This is a genomic window from Cupriavidus sp. 94F1 (genome assembly GCF_057798875.1).
Window position 1 is genome coordinate 855,674 of the sequence record NZ_JBYOJT010000001.1, and the last position, 19,415, is coordinate 875,088.

General features: G+C 65.4%; 16 protein-coding genes. 10 read left to right on the forward strand and 6 right to left on the reverse strand.

Annotated features, from left to right (window positions below; genetic code table 11):
- Positions 1-49 precede the first annotated feature (49 nt).
- Entirely contained in the window at positions 50-709 is a 660-nt protein-coding gene (locus AC3FJ6_RS03890) for a response regulator (protein WP_029051234.1), read from the forward strand.
- A 109-nt stretch (positions 710-818) separates the two neighbouring features.
- On the opposite strand, the gene AC3FJ6_RS03895 is transcribed toward AC3FJ6_RS03890, so the two are convergent.
- The gene (locus AC3FJ6_RS03895; protein ID WP_488770740.1) at positions 819-2,609 is read right to left on the reverse strand and encodes an ATP-binding response regulator; all 1,791 of its coding nucleotides are present in this window, start codon (positions 2,607-2,609) and stop codon (positions 819-821) included.
- A gap of 284 nt (positions 2,610-2,893) precedes the next feature.
- Between AC3FJ6_RS03895 and AC3FJ6_RS03900 the strand changes: the two genes are divergently transcribed.
- From AC3FJ6_RS03900 to dut, 6 genes are all read left to right on the forward strand, one after another.
- Positions 2,894-3,883, forward strand: a complete 990-nt coding sequence (locus tag AC3FJ6_RS03900; protein ID WP_488770741.1) for a bifunctional riboflavin kinase/FAD synthetase — start codon at positions 2,894-2,896, stop codon at positions 3,881-3,883.
- Positions 3,884-4,005: 122 nt separating this feature from the next.
- Entirely contained in the window at positions 4,006-6,885 is a 2,880-nt protein-coding gene (ileS, locus tag AC3FJ6_RS03905; RefSeq protein ID WP_488770742.1) for an isoleucine--tRNA ligase, read from the forward strand.
- Complete coding sequence (gene lspA, locus AC3FJ6_RS03910; protein ID WP_488770743.1) at positions 6,885-7,433, forward strand: signal peptidase II; 549 nt, start codon at positions 6,885-6,887, stop codon at positions 7,431-7,433. Before ileS ends, lspA begins: the two co-directional genes overlap by 1 nt.
- A gap of 219 nt (positions 7,434-7,652) precedes the next feature.
- On the forward strand, positions 7,653-8,879 hold the full coding sequence (gene coaBC, locus AC3FJ6_RS03915; RefSeq protein ID WP_488770744.1) for a bifunctional phosphopantothenoylcysteine decarboxylase/phosphopantothenate--cysteine ligase CoaBC: 1,227 nt from the start codon (positions 7,653-7,655) through the stop codon (positions 8,877-8,879).
- A complete protein-coding gene (locus AC3FJ6_RS03920) occupies positions 8,872-9,891 on the forward strand; it encodes an LLM class flavin-dependent oxidoreductase (RefSeq protein WP_488770745.1) in 1,020 nt (339 codons plus the stop codon). The genes coaBC and AC3FJ6_RS03920 overlap by 8 nt, the downstream gene beginning before the upstream one ends.
- Before the next feature lie 97 nt (positions 9,892-9,988).
- Positions 9,989-10,483: a dUTP diphosphatase gene (dut, locus tag AC3FJ6_RS03925; protein ID WP_092601756.1), complete on the forward strand. Its 495-nt coding sequence runs from the start codon at positions 9,989-9,991 to the stop codon at positions 10,481-10,483.
- A gap of 52 nt (positions 10,484-10,535) precedes the next feature.
- Here dut and AC3FJ6_RS03930 read toward each other — a convergent pair whose 3' ends face one another.
- The 4 genes from AC3FJ6_RS03930 to clpS form a co-directional block, all read right to left on the reverse strand.
- Positions 10,536-11,381, reverse strand: coding sequence for a VOC family protein (locus AC3FJ6_RS03930; protein WP_488770746.1), 846 nt, complete (start codon positions 11,379-11,381; stop codon positions 10,536-10,538).
- 4 nt (positions 11,382-11,385) lie between these two features.
- A complete protein-coding gene (locus AC3FJ6_RS03935) occupies positions 11,386-12,399 on the reverse strand; it encodes a Bug family tripartite tricarboxylate transporter substrate binding protein (RefSeq protein WP_488770747.1) in 1,014 nt (337 codons plus the stop codon).
- Between the two features lie 221 nt (positions 12,400-12,620).
- Complete coding sequence (gene clpA, locus AC3FJ6_RS03940; RefSeq protein WP_153947338.1) at positions 12,621-14,918, reverse strand: ATP-dependent Clp protease ATP-binding subunit ClpA; 2,298 nt, start codon at positions 14,916-14,918, stop codon at positions 12,621-12,623.
- Positions 14,915-15,241, reverse strand: a complete 327-nt coding sequence (gene clpS / locus AC3FJ6_RS03945) for an ATP-dependent Clp protease adapter ClpS (protein WP_049815983.1) — start codon at positions 15,239-15,241, stop codon at positions 14,915-14,917. Before clpS ends, clpA begins: the two co-directional genes overlap by 4 nt.
- 586 nt (positions 15,242-15,827) lie before the next feature.
- Between clpS and AC3FJ6_RS03950 the strand changes: the two genes are divergently transcribed.
- Positions 15,828-16,037 (forward strand): cold-shock protein, encoded by a 210-nt coding sequence (locus AC3FJ6_RS03950; RefSeq protein WP_029051623.1) that lies wholly within the window; start codon positions 15,828-15,830, stop codon positions 16,035-16,037.
- A gap of 448 nt (positions 16,038-16,485) precedes the next feature.
- Positions 16,486-17,208: a carbonic anhydrase gene (locus tag AC3FJ6_RS03955; protein WP_488770787.1), complete on the forward strand. Its 723-nt coding sequence runs from the start codon at positions 16,486-16,488 to the stop codon at positions 17,206-17,208.
- Positions 17,209-17,278: 70 nt separating this feature from the next.
- Here AC3FJ6_RS03955 and icd read toward each other — a convergent pair whose 3' ends face one another.
- Positions 17,279-18,529, reverse strand: coding sequence for an NADP-dependent isocitrate dehydrogenase (gene icd, locus AC3FJ6_RS03960; RefSeq protein ID WP_400396649.1), 1,251 nt, complete (start codon positions 18,527-18,529; stop codon positions 17,279-17,281).
- 262 nt (positions 18,530-18,791) lie between these two features.
- Here icd and AC3FJ6_RS03965 point away from each other — a divergent pair, with 262 nt between their 5' ends.
- Complete coding sequence (locus tag AC3FJ6_RS03965) at positions 18,792-19,403, forward strand: pseudouridine synthase (protein WP_488770748.1); 612 nt, start codon at positions 18,792-18,794, stop codon at positions 19,401-19,403.
- Positions 19,404-19,415 lie beyond the last annotated feature (12 nt).

Genomic DNA, 19,415 nt, shown 5'->3' on the forward strand with positions numbered 1-19,415 from the left:
GGAAAACGGTGACAACAAGGACGAAACGGGAAATTAGACGGGAATACGCATGTCGAACGCTGCACCGACTTTGTTGGTGGTCGATGATCATCCTATGGCTCTTTCCGGCACCACTGCCTTCCTGGCGGAGGTGATGCCCGACGTTGCTGTCCACGCTGCCGGGAGCGCCAAGGAGGCTCTCCACTCGCTGAACCAGGGACTTCGTCCCGATATCGTGCTGCTCGATATCTGGTTGAATGACGGCACGGGCTTTGATGCCATGCAGGCGTTCAAGACCGTGATTCCGGGCGCACGTTTCATCTTCATGTCCGCCGAAGCCACGCCAGAGATCGTGGGCCGTGCGCGTGCGCTGTCCGCATGCGGCTTCGTCGGCAAGCATCTCGATGCCAATGCCTTTACGGCCGCCGTGCGCAAGGTGCTGGCCGGCGATACGAGCTTTCCGTCGGACGAAGCGCTGTCCGGTCGCTCGCAGTCTTTCGGCCCGGCGCACGGCATTCCCGTCACCCCGGCCGAACTGGGCCTGACGCCGCGCCAGGGCTCGGTGCTGGCACTGGTGCTGGAAGGCCTGCCCAACAAGGTCATCGCACGCAAGCTGGGGCTGACCGAAAACACGGTCAAGGAACACGTGTCTGCCATTCTGCAGCGCCTGGGCGTGCGTACGCGCATGCAGGTGATGTCGCGCATGGAGCGCTTCCGCCTGCGCCAGTAAGCGCCCTGCCCTGCCCGCCACAATAAGGAAACGCCGCCTCTGGTATCCAGGGCGGCGTTTTTGTTTGGGTGATGCCCTTTGACGCGCGGTTGGACAGACGGCGACCGCTTCAGCCAACCTGCAGCCAGCGGCGCAGCAGCATGCGCAGATTGGCCGGGTCCACCGGCTTGGGCAGCACGAAATAGCCGGCATCCTCGGCCGCCAGCAGCGCCGCCGATTTCAGGTCGCCAGTCAGCAAGGCGCTGCGCGCCTGCGGCTGCGTGGTCTGCCAGCGTTCCAGCAGGTCCAGGCCGTTCTCGTTGCCCGGCAGGCGCAAGTCGCAGAAGATGATGTCCGGCTTCAGGCCCTTGGCGAACAGTGCATCGGCCTCCTGCCCGTGCGCGGCACAGGCGACGCGGATACCCCATGCCTCCATCAGCGCGATCCACGCCTTGCGGATCTGGCTGTCATCGTCCACCACCAGTACCGTGCCGCGCAGCCGATCCTGCCGCGCTTCCTCGGCCTGCGCATTGGCGCGCATGGCCCGGACGTTGGCCACGGTCTCGGCCGGCACCGGCGCCAGCGCGAACCAGAACACCGAACCCTTGCCCGGCACCGAGCGCACGCCATAGGTGCCGCGCATCAATCGCACGCATTCCTTGAAGATGGCCAGCCCCAGCCCCAGCCCCTGCGACGGATCGCGCTGGGGGTTATGCACCTGGTAATAAGGCGAAAAGATCTCGGGCAAGTGTTCCGGCGTGATACCCGCGCCGGTGTCCCAGACTTCCACGCGCACATGCTTGCGGCGCTGGCGCGCGGTGACCAGGATGCCCCCGCGCCTGGTATAGCGCAGCGCGTTCTGCACGAGGTTGAACAGCGCGCGCCGCAGCAGCACAGGTTCGGCCATCGCGTAAAGTTCGTCGGGCACGCGCGGCGTCAGCGTCAGACCGCTTTCGCGCGCGTCGGCGGCGAACTGGCTCATGACGTCGTGGATCAACGAGTGCAGCTCGCACGGCTCCAGCGTGGGCAGCACCTTGCGCCCTTCGAGCTTGGACAGGTCGAGCAGCGAGCGGAACAGCAGGTCGATGGTCTGCGTGCCGGCCGCCACCTGCTCCACCAGCGGATGCAGCGCGCTGGACTGGTTGCGCGCGCGCAGCGCCTCGACCAGCATCACCAGCGCATGCACGGGCTGGCGCAGGTCGTGGCTGGCGGCGGCCAGGAAGCGGGATTTTTCCTCGCTGGCGTGGAGCGCCCGCTCCTTTTCCTCCTGAAACTGCTTGGCCAGCCGGCGGCTTTCCGATTCGAGCTGGATGGCGCGCACCAGCGTGTGCTGCAGGTTCAGCGAATGGCGCGCCAGCATCAGCGCATAGACCACCAGCAGCAGCTGCACGTAGCCGCCATGGGCCGGAAAGGCGATCTCGGCCAGCAGGATATTGGGCACCAGGATTGGCACGCCGGCAAAAACCAGGTTCGAGGGGATCGGCGACTGCGACGTGGCGCCGCCCGCCAGCACCCCCAGCGTCAGCAGGTACAGCACGCTGGAAAACACCACCGAGCCTGTATACAAATGCAGCAGCGCCGAGCTTCCCCAGGTCAGACCTGTCAGGAAGGCTATCGCCCGCATGTTGTTCCACCACTTGCGCGTGTGCGCCGAACGGCTCATCTTGCCGCTGTCGCGCTGGTATCCAAGGTAGAACCAGCTGCCGCCAGCCGTCAGCAGCAGCATGATCGCGCACCAGACCAGTAGCGCCGAATGGCTGGCTTCGTTCCAGAACGCCCAGGCGGTCAGGCCCGGCAGGAGCACGGACGAGGCAATGGCGGTGGGGGAGACGCGATGGACCGTGGCCAGCAGCTTGGCCCGCGTCTCGGTGTCCAGTTGCGGCCCGGGGGGCGGCAATATCTTGTTAAGCAGCGCGTTCAAGTGTGGCCTGGCATGTAAGGCGACGACATTCCGCTGCGACAGACCCGGGGAGCGGCGACTGTTGCAGGAATCGCGCGGTTCTTGTTCTGAATTGGGCATATCATGCCGCCTTTTGCGGCGCTGCGCCATGGCGGAGTGGCGGATAGGCCCACAAATTCGCCATTTGTGGGCAGCTTGCCTACAACGGCACAAGGCCGGTGCCGTCAAAAGAGGCAATCCGGCGGCACGCGGGGCCATTCGCCTTATAATGCTCGCTTTCCCTGAAAAGCTCGTCCGCCGTCCTCGTGAAAGTCTTCCGCGGCCTGCCCAACGCCGAAAGCCGGGCGCCCTGCGCGCTCACCATCGGCAATTTCGACGGTGTGCATCGCGGCCACCAGTCGCTGCTCGCGCGCGCCCGTGCGGCCGCCGACGCGCGCGGCCTGCCGCTATGCGTCATGACGTTCGAGCCGCACCCGCGCGAGTTCTTTGCGCCGGAGCACGCCCCCACCCGTATTGCCCTGCTGCGCGACAAGCTCGATGCCTTGCGCCGCAACGGCGTGGACCGCGTGGTGGTGGAACACTTCAACGCCCATTTTGCCGCCCAGTCGCCGCAGCAGTTCGTCGAGAACGTGCTCTGGCACGGCCTGCATGCGCGTTGGGTGCTGGTGGGCGACGATTTCCGCTTTGGCGCCAAGCGCGCCGGCGACTTCGGCTACCTGCTGCAGGCCGGCCGCCAGTTTGGCTTCGATGTGGAGCAGATGGGCTCGGTCTCCGAAGGCGGCATCCGCATTTCGAGTTCGGCCGTGCGCCAGGCGCTGGCCGATGGCGACCTGGAACACGCGCGTCGCCTGCTGGGCCACGGCTATGCCATCAGCGGCCACGTGATCCACGGCCGCAAGCTGGGCCGCAACCTGGGGTTTCCGACCCTGAACCTGCGGATCACGCACAAGCGCCCGGCCGTGAACGGCATCTTCGTGGTGCAGGTCCATGGCATTGCCGATCACCCGCTGCCAGGCGTGGCCAGCATTGGCGTGCGACCCACCGTGGAAGACGCCGGCCGCGTGCTGCTGGAGGTGCATTTGTTCGACTTCAACGCGAACCTCTACGGCAAGCTGGTGCGCGTGGAATTCATGAAGAAGCTGCGCGACGAAGAGCGTTTTCACACGCTCGAGGCGCTGACCGAGGCCATCGCCAAGGATGCCCGCGAAGCCCGGGCGTTCTTCGGCCTGGAGGCCGCCAATCCGGCCGGCGACCGGCGCGACTTCGCCACCTCCGCCACCGACCGAATTAGCTAGCGGCCGGCGGCGCGCCCCATGCATGCGCGCCGCCGGGACCCGCCCTGCCTTGCCCCGAAATGACACGCGCGCGGCGGTCATCCCCCGGTCCGCGCCCAAACGAATTGCCCCGAGAATCAACCATGTCCGACGACAAACGCGCCAAGCCTGAAAAAAGCAAGTATCCGGTCAACCTGCTGGATACCCCGTTCCCGATGCGCGGCGACCTGCCCAAGCGCGAGCCGCTGTGGGTCAAGCAATGGCAGGACAAACAGCTCTACAAGAAGATCCGCGCCGCGCGCAAGGGGGCGAAGAAGTTCGTGCTGCACGACGGCCCCCCGTACGCCAACGGTGACATCCACATCGGCCACGCGGTGAACAAGGTCCTGAAGGACATGATCATCAAGGCGCGCGGCCTGACCGGCCTGGACGCCGTCTACGTGCCGGGCTGGGACTGCCACGGCATGCCGATCGAGATCCAGATCGAAAAGCAGTTCGGCAAGGGCCTGCCGGTGCAGGAAGTCCAGGCCAAGGCACGCGCCTACGCCACCGAGCAGATCGCCCGCCAGAAGAAGGACTTCGAGCGCCTGGGCGTGCTGGGCGACTGGGACAATCCGTACCTGACCATGAACTTCAGCAACGAAGCCGACGAGCTGCGCGCGCTGGGCAAGATCATGGAAAAAGGCTATGTGTTCCGTGGCCTGAAGCCGGTGAACTGGTGCTTCGACTGCGGTTCGGCACTGGCCGAGGCCGAAGTCGAATACAAGGACAAGGTCGACCTGTCGATCGACGTGGGCTTCCCGTTCGCGGAGACCGACAAGATCGCCCACGCCTTCCACGTGCCGCTGGCGCAGCTCGAAGGCAAGCCGGGCTGGATCGTGATCTGGACCACCACGCCGTGGACGATTCCGTCCAACCAGGCGCTGAACATGCACCCGGAAGTGGAATACGCGCTGGTCGAAACCCCGCGCGGCTTCCTGATCCTGGCAAAGGATCGCGTAGAGGAACAGCTGAAAACCTACGCGCTGGAAGGCCGGATCGTGGCGACCGCGCGCGGCGATGCGCTGACCGAAGTGCGCTTCCACCATCCGCTGTCCAGGATGGACGCCGGCTACGCGCGCACGTCGCCGGTGTACCTGGGCGACTACGTGACCACCGACACCGGCACCGGCATCGTCCACTCGGCCCCGGCCTACGGTGTGGAGGATTTCCAGTCGTGCAAGGCGCACGGCATGCCGGATTCGGAAATCATCAGCCCGGTGATGGGCGATGGCGTCTATGCCAGCACGCTGCCGCTGTTCGGCGGCCTGTCGATCTGGGATGCCAACCCGAAAATCGTCGAAGTACTACGTGAGTCGGGCAACCTGTTCAACTCGCACAAGTACGAGCACAGCTACATGCACTGCTGGCGTCACAAGACGCCGATCATCTACCGCGCCACGTCGCAGTGGTTCGCGGGCATGGACGTGGACCCGGCCGACAACGGCCCCACCCTGCGCGAGAGCGCGCTGGCCGGCATCGAGGCCACCGAGTTCTACCCGTCGTGGGGCAAGCAGCGCCTGCACAACATGATCGCCAACCGCCCGGACTGGACGCTGTCGCGCCAGCGCCAATGGGGCGTGCCGATGGCCTTCTTCATCCACAAGGAAACCGGCGCGCTGCATCCGCGTACGCCGGAGCTGCTGGAAGAAGTGGCCAGGCGCGTGGAGCAGCACGGCATCGAGGCCTGGCAGTCGCTTGACCCGAAGGACCTGCTGGGCGACGAAGCCGCGCTTTATGAGAAGAACCGCGACACGCTGGACGTCTGGTTCGACTCCGGCACCACGCACTGGACCGTGATCCGCGGCTCGCATCGCGACGAACTCTACGATCCGTCGGCCGACACGCCCGATGGCCGTCTGGCCGACCTCTACCTGGAAGGCTCGGACCAGCACCGCGGCTGGTTCCATTCGTCGCTGCTGACCGCGTCGATGCTGTACGGCAAGCCGCCCTACAAGGCGCTGCTGACGCACGGCTTCACGGTGGACGGCGAAGGCCGCAAGATGTCGAAGTCGGTGGGCAACACGGTGGCGCCGCAGGACATCTCGAACAAGATGGGCGCGGAAATCATCCGCCTGTGGGTCGCTTCGACCGACTATTCCGGCGAGCTGTCGATCTCCGAGGAAATCCTCAAGCGCGTGGTGGAAGGCTATCGCCGCATCCGCAACACGCTGCGCTTCCTGCTGGCCAACCTGACGGACTACGACCACGCGAAGCATGCGCTGCCGGCCTCGGAATGGCTGGAAATCGACCGCTACGCGGTGGCCCTGACCGACCGCCTGCAGAAGGAAGTGCTGTCGCACTACCAGGCGTACGAGTTCCACCCGGTGGTGGCCAAGCTGCAGACATTCTGCTCGGAAGACCTGGGCGGCTTCTACCTCGACGTGCTGAAGGACCGCCTGTACACGACGGCCCCCGATTCGCAGGCGCGCCGCGCCGCGCAGAACGCGCTGTACCACATCACCCAGGCGATGCTGCACTGGATGGCGCCGTTCCTGTCGTTCACGGCCGAGGAAGCCTGGCAGGTGTTCGCGCACGGCACCGAGCACACCGACACGATCTTCACGAGTACGTACTACGACCTGCCGCCGGTCAGCGAAGCCGACGACCTGCTGCAGAAGTGGCACGAGATCCGCGCGGTGCGCGCCGAAGTCACGCGCCAGCTGGAAGCGGTGCGCGTGGAAGGCGACATTGGTTCGTCGCTGCAGGCCGAGGTCACGATCGCTGCGGGCGGTCCGGTGCTGGCCGCGCTGCAGAGCCTGTCCGACGACCTGCGCTTCGTGCTGCTGACGTCGGCGGCCAAGGTCACGCCGGCGCCGGAAGGCGGCGACCTGCTGGTGACGGTCACGCCGTCGCAGCACGCCAAGTGCGAACGTTGCTGGCACTATCGCGCCGACGTGGGCCACAACCCGGCGCATCCCACCCTTTGCGGCCGCTGCCACAGCAACCTGTTCGGCGCCGGTGAACACAGGAGCCACGCCTGATGGCATCGTCCTCGACCCGTTCGACGCGTTCGTCCTCGCCGCGCAGCAAGAGCAAGTCCGGCGGCAAGCCCAGCGCCAACGTCACGCCGTGGCTGTGGATGGCGTTTGCGCTGCTGGTGGTGATGATCGACCAGTTCTTCAAGGTCGTGATCACCCGGTCTTTCCAGTACGCGGAATCGCGGCCGGTCACCAGCTTCTTCAACCTGGTGCTGGTCTACAACAAGGGCGCGGCGTTCAGCTTCCTGGCTGACGCGGGCGGCTGGCAACGCTGGTTCTTCACGGTGCTGGGCGTGGCGGTGGGCGGCTTCATCGTCTGGCTGCTGTATCGCCATACGGGGCAGAAGATGTTCTGCCTGGCCGTGTCGCTGATCCTGGGCGGCGCCGTGGGCAACGTGGTGGACCGCGTGATCCATGGCCATGTGATCGACTTCCTGGACTTCCACTGGCGCAACACGCATTTCCCGGCCTTCAACGTGGCCGATTGCGCGATCACGGTTGGCGCGATCCTGCTGATCGTGGACGAATTGCGACGCGTGCGGCGGCACTGAGGGCTCGTCGTACTCCCCTCTCCCGCCCGCGGGAGAGGGGTTGGGGGAGAGGGCTCGGAGGCTCTGCTTGCCACTCGCTGCAGTTTGAGCCGCCCGCCCCTCTCCCCCGGCCCCTCTCCCACAAGTGGGAGAGGGGCGCAAACCTGTCGCATCCTCCCAGCGCCCCCCCTCACCCGGCGGTATCATGCACAGATTCCCGTTCCCTGAAGAGCCTTCCCCATGGATCTGCGCGGCAAGCACATTGTCCTTGGCCTGACCGGCGGCATCGCCTGCTACAAGTCGGCCGAGCTGGTACGGCTGCTGACCAAGGCAGGTGCCACCGTGCAGGTGGCCATGACCGAAGCGGCAACGCATTTCATCACCCCGGTTACGATGCAGGCGCTGTCCGGGCGCCCGGTGTTCCTGTCGCAATGGGATGCGCGCATCGACAACAACATGGCGCATATCGACCTCTCGCGCGAGGCCGACGCCATCCTGATCGCCCCCGCTTCCACCGACTTCCTGGCCAAGGTGGCCAACGGTCTCTGTGACGATCTGCTCACCACGCTGTGCATCGCGCGCGAGTGCCCGCTGCTGGTGGCACCGGCCATGAACCGCCAGATGTGGGCCGCCGCGCCGACGCAACGCAATGCGGCCCAGCTGCGCGCCGATGGCGTGACGATCCTCGGCCCTGGCACCGGCGACCAGGCCTGCGGCGAAATCGGCGACGGCCGGATGCTGGAGCCCGAGGAACTGGTGGAAGACCTGATCGCGTTCTTCCAGCCCAAGCCACTGCAGGGCAAGCGGGTGCTGATCACCGCCGGCCCGACCTTCGAGGCCATCGACCCGGTGCGCGGCATCACCAACCTGTCATCGGGCAAGATGGGCTTCTCGATCGCCCGCGCGGCCCGCGAAGCCGGTGCCGACGTGCTGCTGGTGGCAGGACCCACATCGCTGCCCACGCCGCGTGGCGTGGTGCGTACCGATATCCGCAGCGCCCAGCAGATGCACGATGCGGTCATGGCGCAACTGCGCGATGTCGATGTGTTCGTTGCCGTGGCCGCCGTGGCCGACTGGCGCCCGGCCGAGGTGGCCCAGCAGAAGCTGAAGAAGGCCAACGACACCGACACGCCGACGCTGCAGTTCGTGCAGAACCCGGACATCCTGGCCGCCGTGGCAGCCCGCGCGGATGCGCCCTACTGCGTGGGATTCGCGGCCGAAAGCGAGAACCTGGAGCAGTATGGCGAGCAGAAGCGCCAGCGCAAGGGCGTGCCGCTGCTGGTGGGCAATATCGGCCACCACACCTTCGGCCTCGACGACAACGAGATCGTGCTGTTCGATGCCAACGGCATGACGCGCCTGCCGCGTGCCGACAAGCTGTCGCTGGCCCGCGAGCTGGTGGCCGCCATCGGCCAGCGCCTGCCGCACAAGTCCGTGTCACACCGCCGCACCCACAGCCATGAGTAATACCCGCCCCAGGCTGCGCCTGTCCGTGCTGGACCAAAGCCCCGTCATCCACGGCCATACGGCCCGCGATGCCCTGGCCGCCACGATCGATCTGGCCCAGATGGCCGACAGCCTTGGCTTTACGCGCTACTGGTGCGCCGAGCACCACGGCCTGCAAGGCGTGTGCAACCCGGCCCCCGAAGTCATGCTGGCGCGGCTGGGTAGCGTGACCCGGCGCATCCGGCTGGGGTCGGGCGGCGTGATGCTGCCCTACTACAGCCCATTCAAGGTGGCCGAGCAGTTCCGCATGCTCGAGGCGCTGTTTCCGAACCGGATCGACCTTGGCGTGGGCCGTGCCCCAGGCGGCGACATGCGCACCGCACAGGCCGTGGCCATGGGCCAGTACAACCGGGGCGACCAGTTCCCGCAGCAGGTGCAGGACCTGGCCTTCCTGCTGCGCGGCGAGGTGCCGCCCGATCATCTGGCCGAAGGCGTGCTGCTGCAGCCGGCCATCGATACCCGGCCCGAGATCTGGGTGCTCGGCTCCAGCGACTTCGGCGGCGCGCTGGCCGCACGGCTGGGGCTGCGGTTCGCCTTCGCGCATTTCATCAACGCCCATGGCGGCGACATGGTGGCGCAGCAGTACCGCGAGGATTTCGAGGCCGGGTACGAAGACCAGCCATACAGCGCGGCTGCGGTGTTCGTGATCTGCGCCGATACGGAGGCCGAGGCCTCCGCGCTGGAGCGCGCCGTCGATATCCGCCGGCTGCAGATGGCCTATGGCGTCAACGCGCCGATTCCGTCGCTGGCCCAGGCCGCCGATTTCACGCCCACCGAACGCGACCGCCTGATCATCGAACGCGAGCGGCCCCGTACGATCTGCGGCACGCCCGCGCAGGTGGCCGAGCGCATGCTGGCGCTGAAGGGCCGCTTCGCGGCCGACGAACTGGTGGTGCTGAGCGTGACGGCGTCATACCAGGCGCGCATGCGCACGTACGAACTGCTGGCCGAGGCCTTCGACCTGCAAGGCTGACCGCGGGGCGCGACACCACGTGGCGGATCGAAGTGGCGGATCAGCGAAGGCGGCGCGGTATCATGCCGCCTTTGTCCCCTCGTACGAATCCACATCCATGACCGTAGCCGCGAATCCGACTGTCGAGATCAAGGTGCTCGACGCCCGCCTGAACGACTGGGGCCTGCCCGCCTACCAGAGCGACATGGCCGCCGCCATCGACCTGCACGCCTGCGTGGACGGCCCGGTGACCATCGAACCCGGCACGCCGGCGCAACTGGTGCCGGCCGGCTTCGCGGTGCATATGGCCAACCCGTTCATGTGCGCGACCATCGTGCCGCGTTCGGGCCTGGGTCACAAGAAGGGCCTGGTGCTGGGCAACTCGATCGGCGTGATCGATGCCGACTACCAGGGCCAGATCATGGTGAGCGTGTGGAACCGCAACGCGCCCGGCACCGAGCCGATCGTGATCCAGCCCGGCGAACGCATCGCCCAGATGATGTTCGTGCCGGTACTGCGTCCGGTGTTCACGACGGTGGAAGCGTTTTCGGAGGATTCCGCGCGCGGCGCCGGCGGCTTCGGCTCGACCGGCGTGGCACACGCGAAGGCGTAAGGCCAGATCGGTGTTCTCCCCTCTCCCGTGAAATGGGAGAGGGGAGCAAGAATTAGCGCTGCTCGAAGATCAGCGCCACGCCGTTGGCCTGCCCGGCCGGGATCCACGTGATGGACGGCGACAGGTCGGTGGCCTGCACCCCATTGGCCCGCCAGTGTGCGCGGGCTTTCTCCAGATCGTCAGTGGCAAGCCGGATCGCAGCATAGCCCGTGGCGCCATGCCGCAGCCCCGGCACGTCGGCAGCATCGGCCAGCGCCTGCGGCGCCGTGACCACGAACGATGCACCATCGATATCGAGCATCGCCGTTTCGCCACTGGCGCGCGCAATCGTCGCGCCAGTCAGCGTGGCGTAGGCTTCGGCCGTGGCCGCCACCTGGTCCGCTTCCACCACCAGATACGTCGCTGCAATCGCCGTTGCGCCATTCGCGTGCGTCAGCCATTCCGGCCGCCACAGCAGTTCCGGCGTGCGATGCTCGCAGACGAAATAGCGGGCGCCTGGCGCCTGGTCCAACGCTGTCACGCGGAACGTGGCGGGGTGCTCCGAACCATCGTCCAGACGCACCGGCCGAGAGAATTCGATGGGGTCCGAAGGATGAAAGCCGGCGGCACGCAGCCGGTCGGCCGTGGCAAACGCATCGCGGCTCTTGCACGACATGGCTGCGCAACCGCCGCCGCGCTGCTGGGCATCCCAGTAATACTGGCGGCTCGGGCTGGGCGCGGTCACGTGCAGCAATTCGAGGTAGTCGCGCGCCAGCATGATGCAGTGGTTCTGCGATCCCAGCGTGTGATAGCCGCGCGGCGTCAGCGAAAAACCCAGCGCGCGCCAGCGGTCTGCGGCAGCGTCCAGGTCTGCGCAGACGATGACGGCGTGGTCGAACGGTTCGGGTAACGTCGGCATCGGGTCAGTCGAACTGGATGTTGGCCTTGCGGGCCACGGCCTGCCACTTGTCGTGCTCGTGACGGACCAGGTTGCCCAGGTCGGCCGGCGACCCCACGGCGATTTCGAATCCCTGCGCGGTCAGCGCCTCCACCACGCGGGGCTGCCTGATCGATGCGCCCAGCGCGTCGTGCAGGCGCATCACGGTGTCCTGCTGCATCTGCGCCGGCCCGAAAACGCCAATCCACGAATAGGCTTCGAAGCCCTTGTAGCCTTGCTCGGCCACGGTCGGCACCTGCGGCATCTGCTTGATGCGGCTTGTTCCCGTGACGCCAAGCACCTTGATCGTCCTGGCGGCCACGTGGGCCTGTACGGCCGCGTAGCTGCTGAAGAACAGGTCCACCTCGCCCGCCAGCACGGCCTGCACGGCCGGGCCGCCGCCCTTGTAGGGCACGTGCAGGAAATGCACGCCGGCCTCGGTGGCCAGGGCCTCGGCCGCCAGTTGGTTCAGGCTGCCGATGCCCGAGGAGGCAAAGCGCACCGCGTTCGGGTTCGACTTCGCCAGCTCGATCAGTTCACGCACGTTCGATGCCGATAGCGCCGGGTTGGCGGCGATAACAAGCGGGAAGCGCACCAGTTGGGTGATCGGCGTGAAATCCTTGAAGGTGTCGTACGGCAGGTTCTTGTACGCAAACGGGTTGATGGCGTGCGTGTCGAAGGCCATCAGCAGCGTGTTGCCGTCCGGCTTGGCCCGCGCCACGGTGCTGCTGGCAATCAGGCCGCCGGCGCCGGGCTTGTTGTCGACCACCACGGTCTGTCCCAGGACCGTCTTCAATCCCGGTTGCAGTTGCCGGGCCACGATATCGACGCTGCCCCCGGGCGGGAACGGCAGGACCATCGAAATCGGCCGGCTGGTTGCCGAGGGCTCGGCTGCGTGGGAAACCTGGGCGAGGCCCGCGAGTGACGCCACAGGCATGGCGCCCATCAGCAGGGACTTGAGCAGCAGGCGGCGCAGCCGCATGCGGTCGGGAGAAGACATCAGAGACTCGGGCTGGGCGGCCGGATGGCCGCGGAATCAGGAAAAGGCGGCATGCCGCCAGCCGCGTATTTTGCCCGATGATCGCCCAACTTGCAGGATTGCCCGTCGCTGATCGCCCAAAAATGGAACAATCGCACCCCGATTTGCCGGGAAACGGACAAAAAAATGGCCGGGGGAACCCGGCCATTTTTGCATTGCGGCGTGGCGCAATCGAGGCGCGCTCAGACTTCCGCGCGCTGCTCGCTTTCCGGCGCCTCGGGCGGCTCCGGATCGGCTTCCGAGAACGTCAGCTTGATCTGGTCCGCTTCGTCCAGATCCACGGCCACCTTGCCGCCGGTGACCAGCTTGCCGAACAGCAGCTCGTCCGCCAGTGCCTTGCGGATCATGTCCTGGATCAGACGCTGCATCGGACGCGCGCCCATCAGCGGATCGAAGCCCTTCTTGGCCAGGTACTTGCGCAGCTTTTCCGAGAAGCTGGCTTCCACCTTCTTCTCGTGCAACTGCTCTTCCAGCTGCATCAGGAACTTGTCCACCACGCGCAGGATGATTTCCTCGTCCAGCGCCCGGAAGCTGATGGTCGCATCCAGACGGTTGCGGAACTCCGGCGTGAACATGCGCTTGATGTCGGCCATCTCGTCGCCCTGCTCGCGCGCCGTGGTGAAGCCGATCGTGGCCCGGTTCATCGTCTCCGCCCCCGCGTTCGTGGTCATGATGATGATCACGTTGCGGAAGTCGGCACGACGGCCGTTGTTGTCGGTCAGCGAACCGTGGTCCATCACCTGCAGCAGGATATTGAAAATATCCGGATGTGCCTTCTCGATCTCATCGAGCAGCAGCACGCAGTGCGGCTTCTTGGTGACGGCCTCGGTCAGCAGGCCACCCTGGTCAAACCCGACATAGCCCGGCGGCGCGCCGATCAGGCGGCTGACCGCATGGCGCTCCATGTATTCGGACATGTCGAAGCGCAGCAGTTCGATGCCCATGATGAACGCGAGCTGCTTGGCCACTTCGGTCTTGCCCACGCCCGTGGGGCCTGAGAACAGGAACGAGCCGATCGGCTTGTCGGTCTTGCCCAGGCCGGCGCGCGACATCTTGATTGCCGATGCCAGCGCCTCGATGGCCGGGTCCTGGCCGAACACCACCGACTTCAGGTCACGCTCCAGCGTCTGCAGCTTGCTGCGGTCGTCCTGGTTCACGCTCTGCGGCGGGATGCGGGCAATGCGCGACACAATGTCCTCGATCTCGCCCTTGCCAATGGTCTTCTTCTGCTTCGACTTCGGCAGGATGCGCTGCGCGGCACCTGCCTCATCAATCACATCGATGGCCTTGTCAGGCAAATGGCGGTCGGTGATGAAGCGGGCGGACAGTTCGGCCGCCGCGGTCAGCGCCGAGGCCGCGTACTTGACGCCATGGTGCTCTTCGAAGCGCGACTTCAGACCACGCAGGATCTGCACGGTCTGGTCGACCGAGGGCTCGACCACGTCGATCTTCTGGAAACGACGCGACAGGGCCGCATCCTTCTCGAAAATGCCGCGATATTCGGTGAACGTGGTGGCACCCACGCACTTGAGCTGGCCCGAGGACAGCGCCGGCTTGAGCAGGTTGCTGGCGTCCAGCGTGCCGCCCGATGCGGCGCCCGCGCCGATCAGCGTGTGGATTTCGTCGATGAACAGGATCGCGTGCGGATTGTCCTTGAGCGACTTCAGCACGCCCTTGAGCCGCTGTTCGAAGTCGCCGCGGTACTTGGTGCCGGCCAGCAGTGCGCCCATGTCGAGCGAGTACACGGTAGCCTTTTCCAGGATATCGGGCACCTCGTTCTTGGTGATGCGCCAGGCCAGGCCTTCCGCAATGGCGGTCTTGCCCACGCCGGCTTCGCCCACCAGCAGCGGGTTGTTCTTGCGCCGGCGGCACAGCACCTGCACCACGCGCTCCACCTCGCTGTCGCGGCCGATCAGCGGATCGATCTTGCCGGCCTTGGCCAGCGCGTTCAGGTTCTGGGTGTATTGCTCGAGCGGGCTTTCCTTGCCGTCACCGCCCTCGCCTTCGGGGTTGCCCTCGCCGTGCTTGGCCGGTTCGGCCTGGTCCTTGCGGATGCCATGGCTGATGAAGTTGACCACGTCCAGGCGCGTCACGCCCTGCTGCTGCAGGTAGTACACCGCGTGGGAGTCCTTTTCGCCGAAGATGGCCACCAGCACGTTGGCGCCGGTCACCTCCTTCTTGCCATTCGACGTCGACTGCACGTGCATGATGGCGCGCTGGATCACACGCTGGAAGCCCAGTGTGGGCTGCGTGTCCACTTCATCGGTGCCAGGTACGACAGGCGTGTTGTCTGCGATGAAATTCTTCAGACTGGTGCGCAAGTCCTCGATATTGGCCGCGCACGCGCGCAGCACTTCAGCTGCTGTGGGGTTGTCAAGCAGCGCCTGTAGCAGGTGCTCCACGGTAATGAATTCGTGGCGTGCCTGGCGAGCCTCGACAAAGGCCATGTGCAGACTTACTTCCAATTCTTGCGCAATCATGCTTCCTCCATCACGCACTGCAGGGGGTGGCCCGCCTGCCGCGCATGGGTTGATACAAGCTCGACCTTGGTCGCCGCAATATCCCGCGTGTAGATACCACAAACGCCTTTACCTTCCCGGTGGACGGTGAGCATGATCTGCGTCGCCGTTTCCCGGTCCCTGCTGAAATACTGCTGCAGGATCATCACGACAAACTCCATCGGAGTGTAGTCGTCATTGAGCAGGAGCACCTTGTACATCGCCGGCGGCTTGAGCTGCTGCTCTTTCCGCTCGATGACTGTGCCTGCTTCGCGTTGGGGGGTGTTCGCCAGCCGTGTCGCCATGGCTTTTATTCTAACCCTTACTCACAAGTCTGCAATTTGGGGAACTGGCCCCGTATTCAAGGGCAGCCCTTCGGAAAAATCCCGGCGTGGGCAACCGCACAAAGGGCGCCCGGCGCACGTTCCCGGTGCATGGTACGCGCCCGCCGACCCTTGCCGGGGCACCGGACGGGCCGCCAGACGGCATTTTCAAAAATCCATGCACCACGGCGACAAAGGTACCATCTGGCGCCGTTTCAATCCCGCCACACCCCACGCCCAGTGGGGAATCTGCCAGCTTGACAGTATGTAGGTTTGCCAGAAAAATCGTTTGCACATCCGGGCCTGGACAGCGAGCCGAAGCAAAAAGTCCAGACCGGATGTATCCGTGAGCAGGGAGGCCCACGACCGGCGTAGGTCAGCCATTTGCGGCGCGTTTCCGGAGGCGGTTTCGTTTCCGGACGGGCGCGGCGGCTGGCCACGCGAATTTCATTTGCGCGGCGCTTTACGCAGCTGGTCCGTCAGGAACGGCATGCTGGGCCCGCCAGGGTGGTTTTCAGCTGGCCATTGGTTTCCCCGCTTGAAATCAGCTTTTTCGTTGGGGGAGTTTATGGCAAGCGGTATCGTCAAATGGTTCAATGACGCCAAGGGTTTCGGATTTATCAAGCCGGACGATGGCGAGGAAGAACTGTTTGCGCACTTTTCGGCAATCCAGATGGCGGGCTTCAAGACGCTGAAGGAAGGCCAGCGCGTTTCGTTCGAGGTGGTGCAAGGCCCGAAGGGCAAGCAAGCCACGAACATCCAGGACGCCGCCCAGTAAAGTGCGCCGCGGCCGAACACGCCATACAGAGCGGCGTCGGCCAATGCGGATGTGAAGGGGGGAAACTTCCTTCGGAACGGGATCCAGTGCCACGGCTGGCAATGCCAGTCCGGGGCACACGCCAAGCGCGTACGCCAAGCATCCGGAAAAACGCCCGGCCCATGTGAACCATGTGCCGGGCGTTTCTGTTTCTGCGTTGGCCGCTGCGGTTCCCGAGCGCGGAACGGTGTTCCGTAAAACCCCTCGCCGAGCCGGCGCTGTCAACCAGGTCAAGGAAACTTCCCAAGGTCGCCTCGCTTTCGTAGGAGCGCCATTTCGGCATCGATGGCGGCTTCGTAGACTGGCCCGAGCCATCCCCGCGCACGGTGCGCGCGGACACTCTCGACCATCGGAGCTTCGCCAAATGACACACACGCTACGAGCAGCCGCATTCTGCTGCGCCATCGTCATGGGGTCAGCCAGCGCAATCGCCGCCGAACCGCCTGGCCACGACCCTCACGCCTGGTCCTACGAAGGCGCGACGGACCCCTCTCACTGGGGCGAATTGGACCCAGAATTTTTCCGATGCGCCTCGGGCAAACTGCAATCGCCCGTGGATATCCATGGCGCGACACCGGCGCACCTTCCGGCGCTCGCGTTTCACTATCGGCCCACGCGGGTCAAGGTCGCCAATACCGGACATACGATCGAGGTGCGGCCCGCTGGCGCCGAGACGCTGACCACGGCGACGGGCACCTATCGGCTGGCGCAATTCCACTTTCACACGCCCAGCGAGACCCGCTTCAACGGCAAGGCCTATCCGCTGTCCGCGCACTTTGTCCACCAGGACGATAACGGGCGCGTCGTCGCCGTGGTCGCGGTCATGTTCAAGATGGGCAAACCCAACCCACAACTGGCCACGTTGTTCCGCACGCTGCCCAAGCCGGGCGCCCAGCCCGTGCCGATGCCCGGCCGGGTCAACATCGCCGGCCTGCTGCCTGAATCACATCACTACTACACGTTCCCCGGCAGCCTGACCACACCGCCTTGTACCGAGGATGTCCAGTGGTACGTGATGAAGCAGCCGCTGACGATCTCGCCGCAACAACTGGCCGCGTTTCGTAGCCGCTATCCGATGAATGCGCGGCCGCCCCAGCCGCTGGATGGGCGCGCCGTGCAGTCGGACGGTTGAGGGACATCCGAAAAAAGACGCCCCGGCCACCTCGCGGTGCCGGGGCGCTTGCCGTCCGGGTCGGCCAGCCTTACATGTTGTCGATCATCACCTGGCCGAAGCCCGAGCACGACACCTGCGTGGCGCCTTCCAGCAGCCGCGCGAAGTCATAGGTCACCTTCTTCGACTGGATCGACTTTTCCATCGACTCGATGATCAGGTCGGCAGCCTCGGTCCAGCCGATATGCCGCAGCATCATTTCGGCGGACAGGATTTCCGAACCCGGATTCACGTAGTCCTTGCCGGCGTATTTCGGCGCCGTGCCATGCGTGGCCTCGAACATGGCCACGTCGTCCGACATGTTGGCGCCCGGCGCGATGCCGATGCCGCCCACCTGGGCCGCCAGCGCGTCGGAGATGTAGTCGCCGTTCAGGTTCAGCGTGGCGATCACCGAATACTCGGCCGGGCGCAGCAGCACCTGCTGCAGGAACGCATCGGCGATAACGTCCTTGATCACGATGTCGCGGCCGGTCTTCGGGTTCTTGAACCTGCACCACGGGCCACCATCGACCAGTTCGGCACCGAATTCCTGCTGCGCCAGTTCGTAGCCCCAGTCACGGAAGCCACCCTCGGTGAACTTCATGATGTTGCCCTTGTGCACCAGCGTGACCGACGGCTTGTCGTTGTCGATCGCATACTGGATCGCCTTGCGCACCAGCCGTTGCGTGCCCTGCTTCGACACCGGCTTCACGCCAATGGCCGACGTGTCCGGGAAACGGATCTTCTTGACGCCCATTTCGTCCTGCAGGAAGGCGATCAGCTTCTTCGCCCCCTCGCTGCCGGCCTCCCATTCGATGCCGGCGTAGATGTCCTCCGAATTCTCGCGGAAGATCACCATATTGGTCTTTTCCGGCTCGCGCACCGGCGACGGCACGCCCTTGAAATACCGAACCGGGCGCAGGCACACATAGAGATCGAGCTGCTGGCGCAGCGCCACGTTCAGCGAACGGATGCCGCCACCGACCGGCGTGGTCAACGGGCCCTTGATCGACACCACGTACTCCTTGACCACGTCGAGCGTCTCTTCGGGCAGCCACACGTCCGGGCCGTAGATACGCGTGGACTTCTCGCCGGCGAAAACCTCCATCCATGCGATCTTGCGCTGGCCGCCGTAGGCCTTGGCCACCGCGGCGTCCACCACCTTCAGCATCACCGGGGTGATATCGACGCCCGTGCCGTCGCCTTCGATATACGGAATGATCGGGTTGTCAGGCACGTTCAGCGAGAAATCGGCGTTGACCGTGATCTTCTCGCCTGCCGGCACCTTGATGTGCTGATACATGTTCGTCTCCAACTGCGGATGGGGTGATGGCTGGCACCAGGCCGCGGAGCCCGGCGACGCGATTGTGTTGTGCGAGGCATTGTAACGGGCGTTTCGCCACCGTCGCGTGACATGGACCAACGGCATCCGCGACCGGCGGTGTGCCACATCGCATAGCAGTCTTATATAAGACATAAGACTATCTGTATATTATGCATAAAGCGATGGCGCGCGCCAACCTTTGCGCGCCGGCCATGGCGGCACTGGTGGATAATGCGCGGCCATGACCTTGATCGCCCTCAACAAGCCCTTCCAGATGATGAGCCAGTTCTCCGCGCATCCGTCGCGGGCGACGCTGGCCGACTGCGTCGACATACCCGGCGTCTACCCGGCCGGACGCCTCGACGCGGACAGTGAAGGCCTGCTGCTGCTGACCGACGACGGCGCGCTCCAGACGCGCATCGCCGACCCGAAGCACAAGCTGGCCAAGACCTATCTGGCGCAGGTGGAGGGCATGCCCGACGATGCCGCGCTGGCCCGCCTGCGCGGGGGCGTGGATCTTGGCGATTTCACGACGCTGCCGGCTGCTGTGCGCGTGGTCGATGCGCCTGCCTGGCTATGGGATCGCGATCCGCCGATCCGGTATCGCGCGGCCATTCCCACCACCTGGGTCGAACTGCAGATTCGCGAAGGCAAGAATCGCCAGGTGCGGCGGATGACGGCCGCCGTGGGCTTTCCCACGCTTCGGCTGATCCGGGTAGCCATCGGCGGCCTGTCGCTGCCCGCGCTTGGCCTGATGCCGGGGCAATGGGGCGAGGTGGATGTCCGCGCACTGGGACTTCCATCCCGCCCGTCACATGTCCGTGGCGCAATACATGTGCCCAGACGCCGGTAAAACGCAGTTACA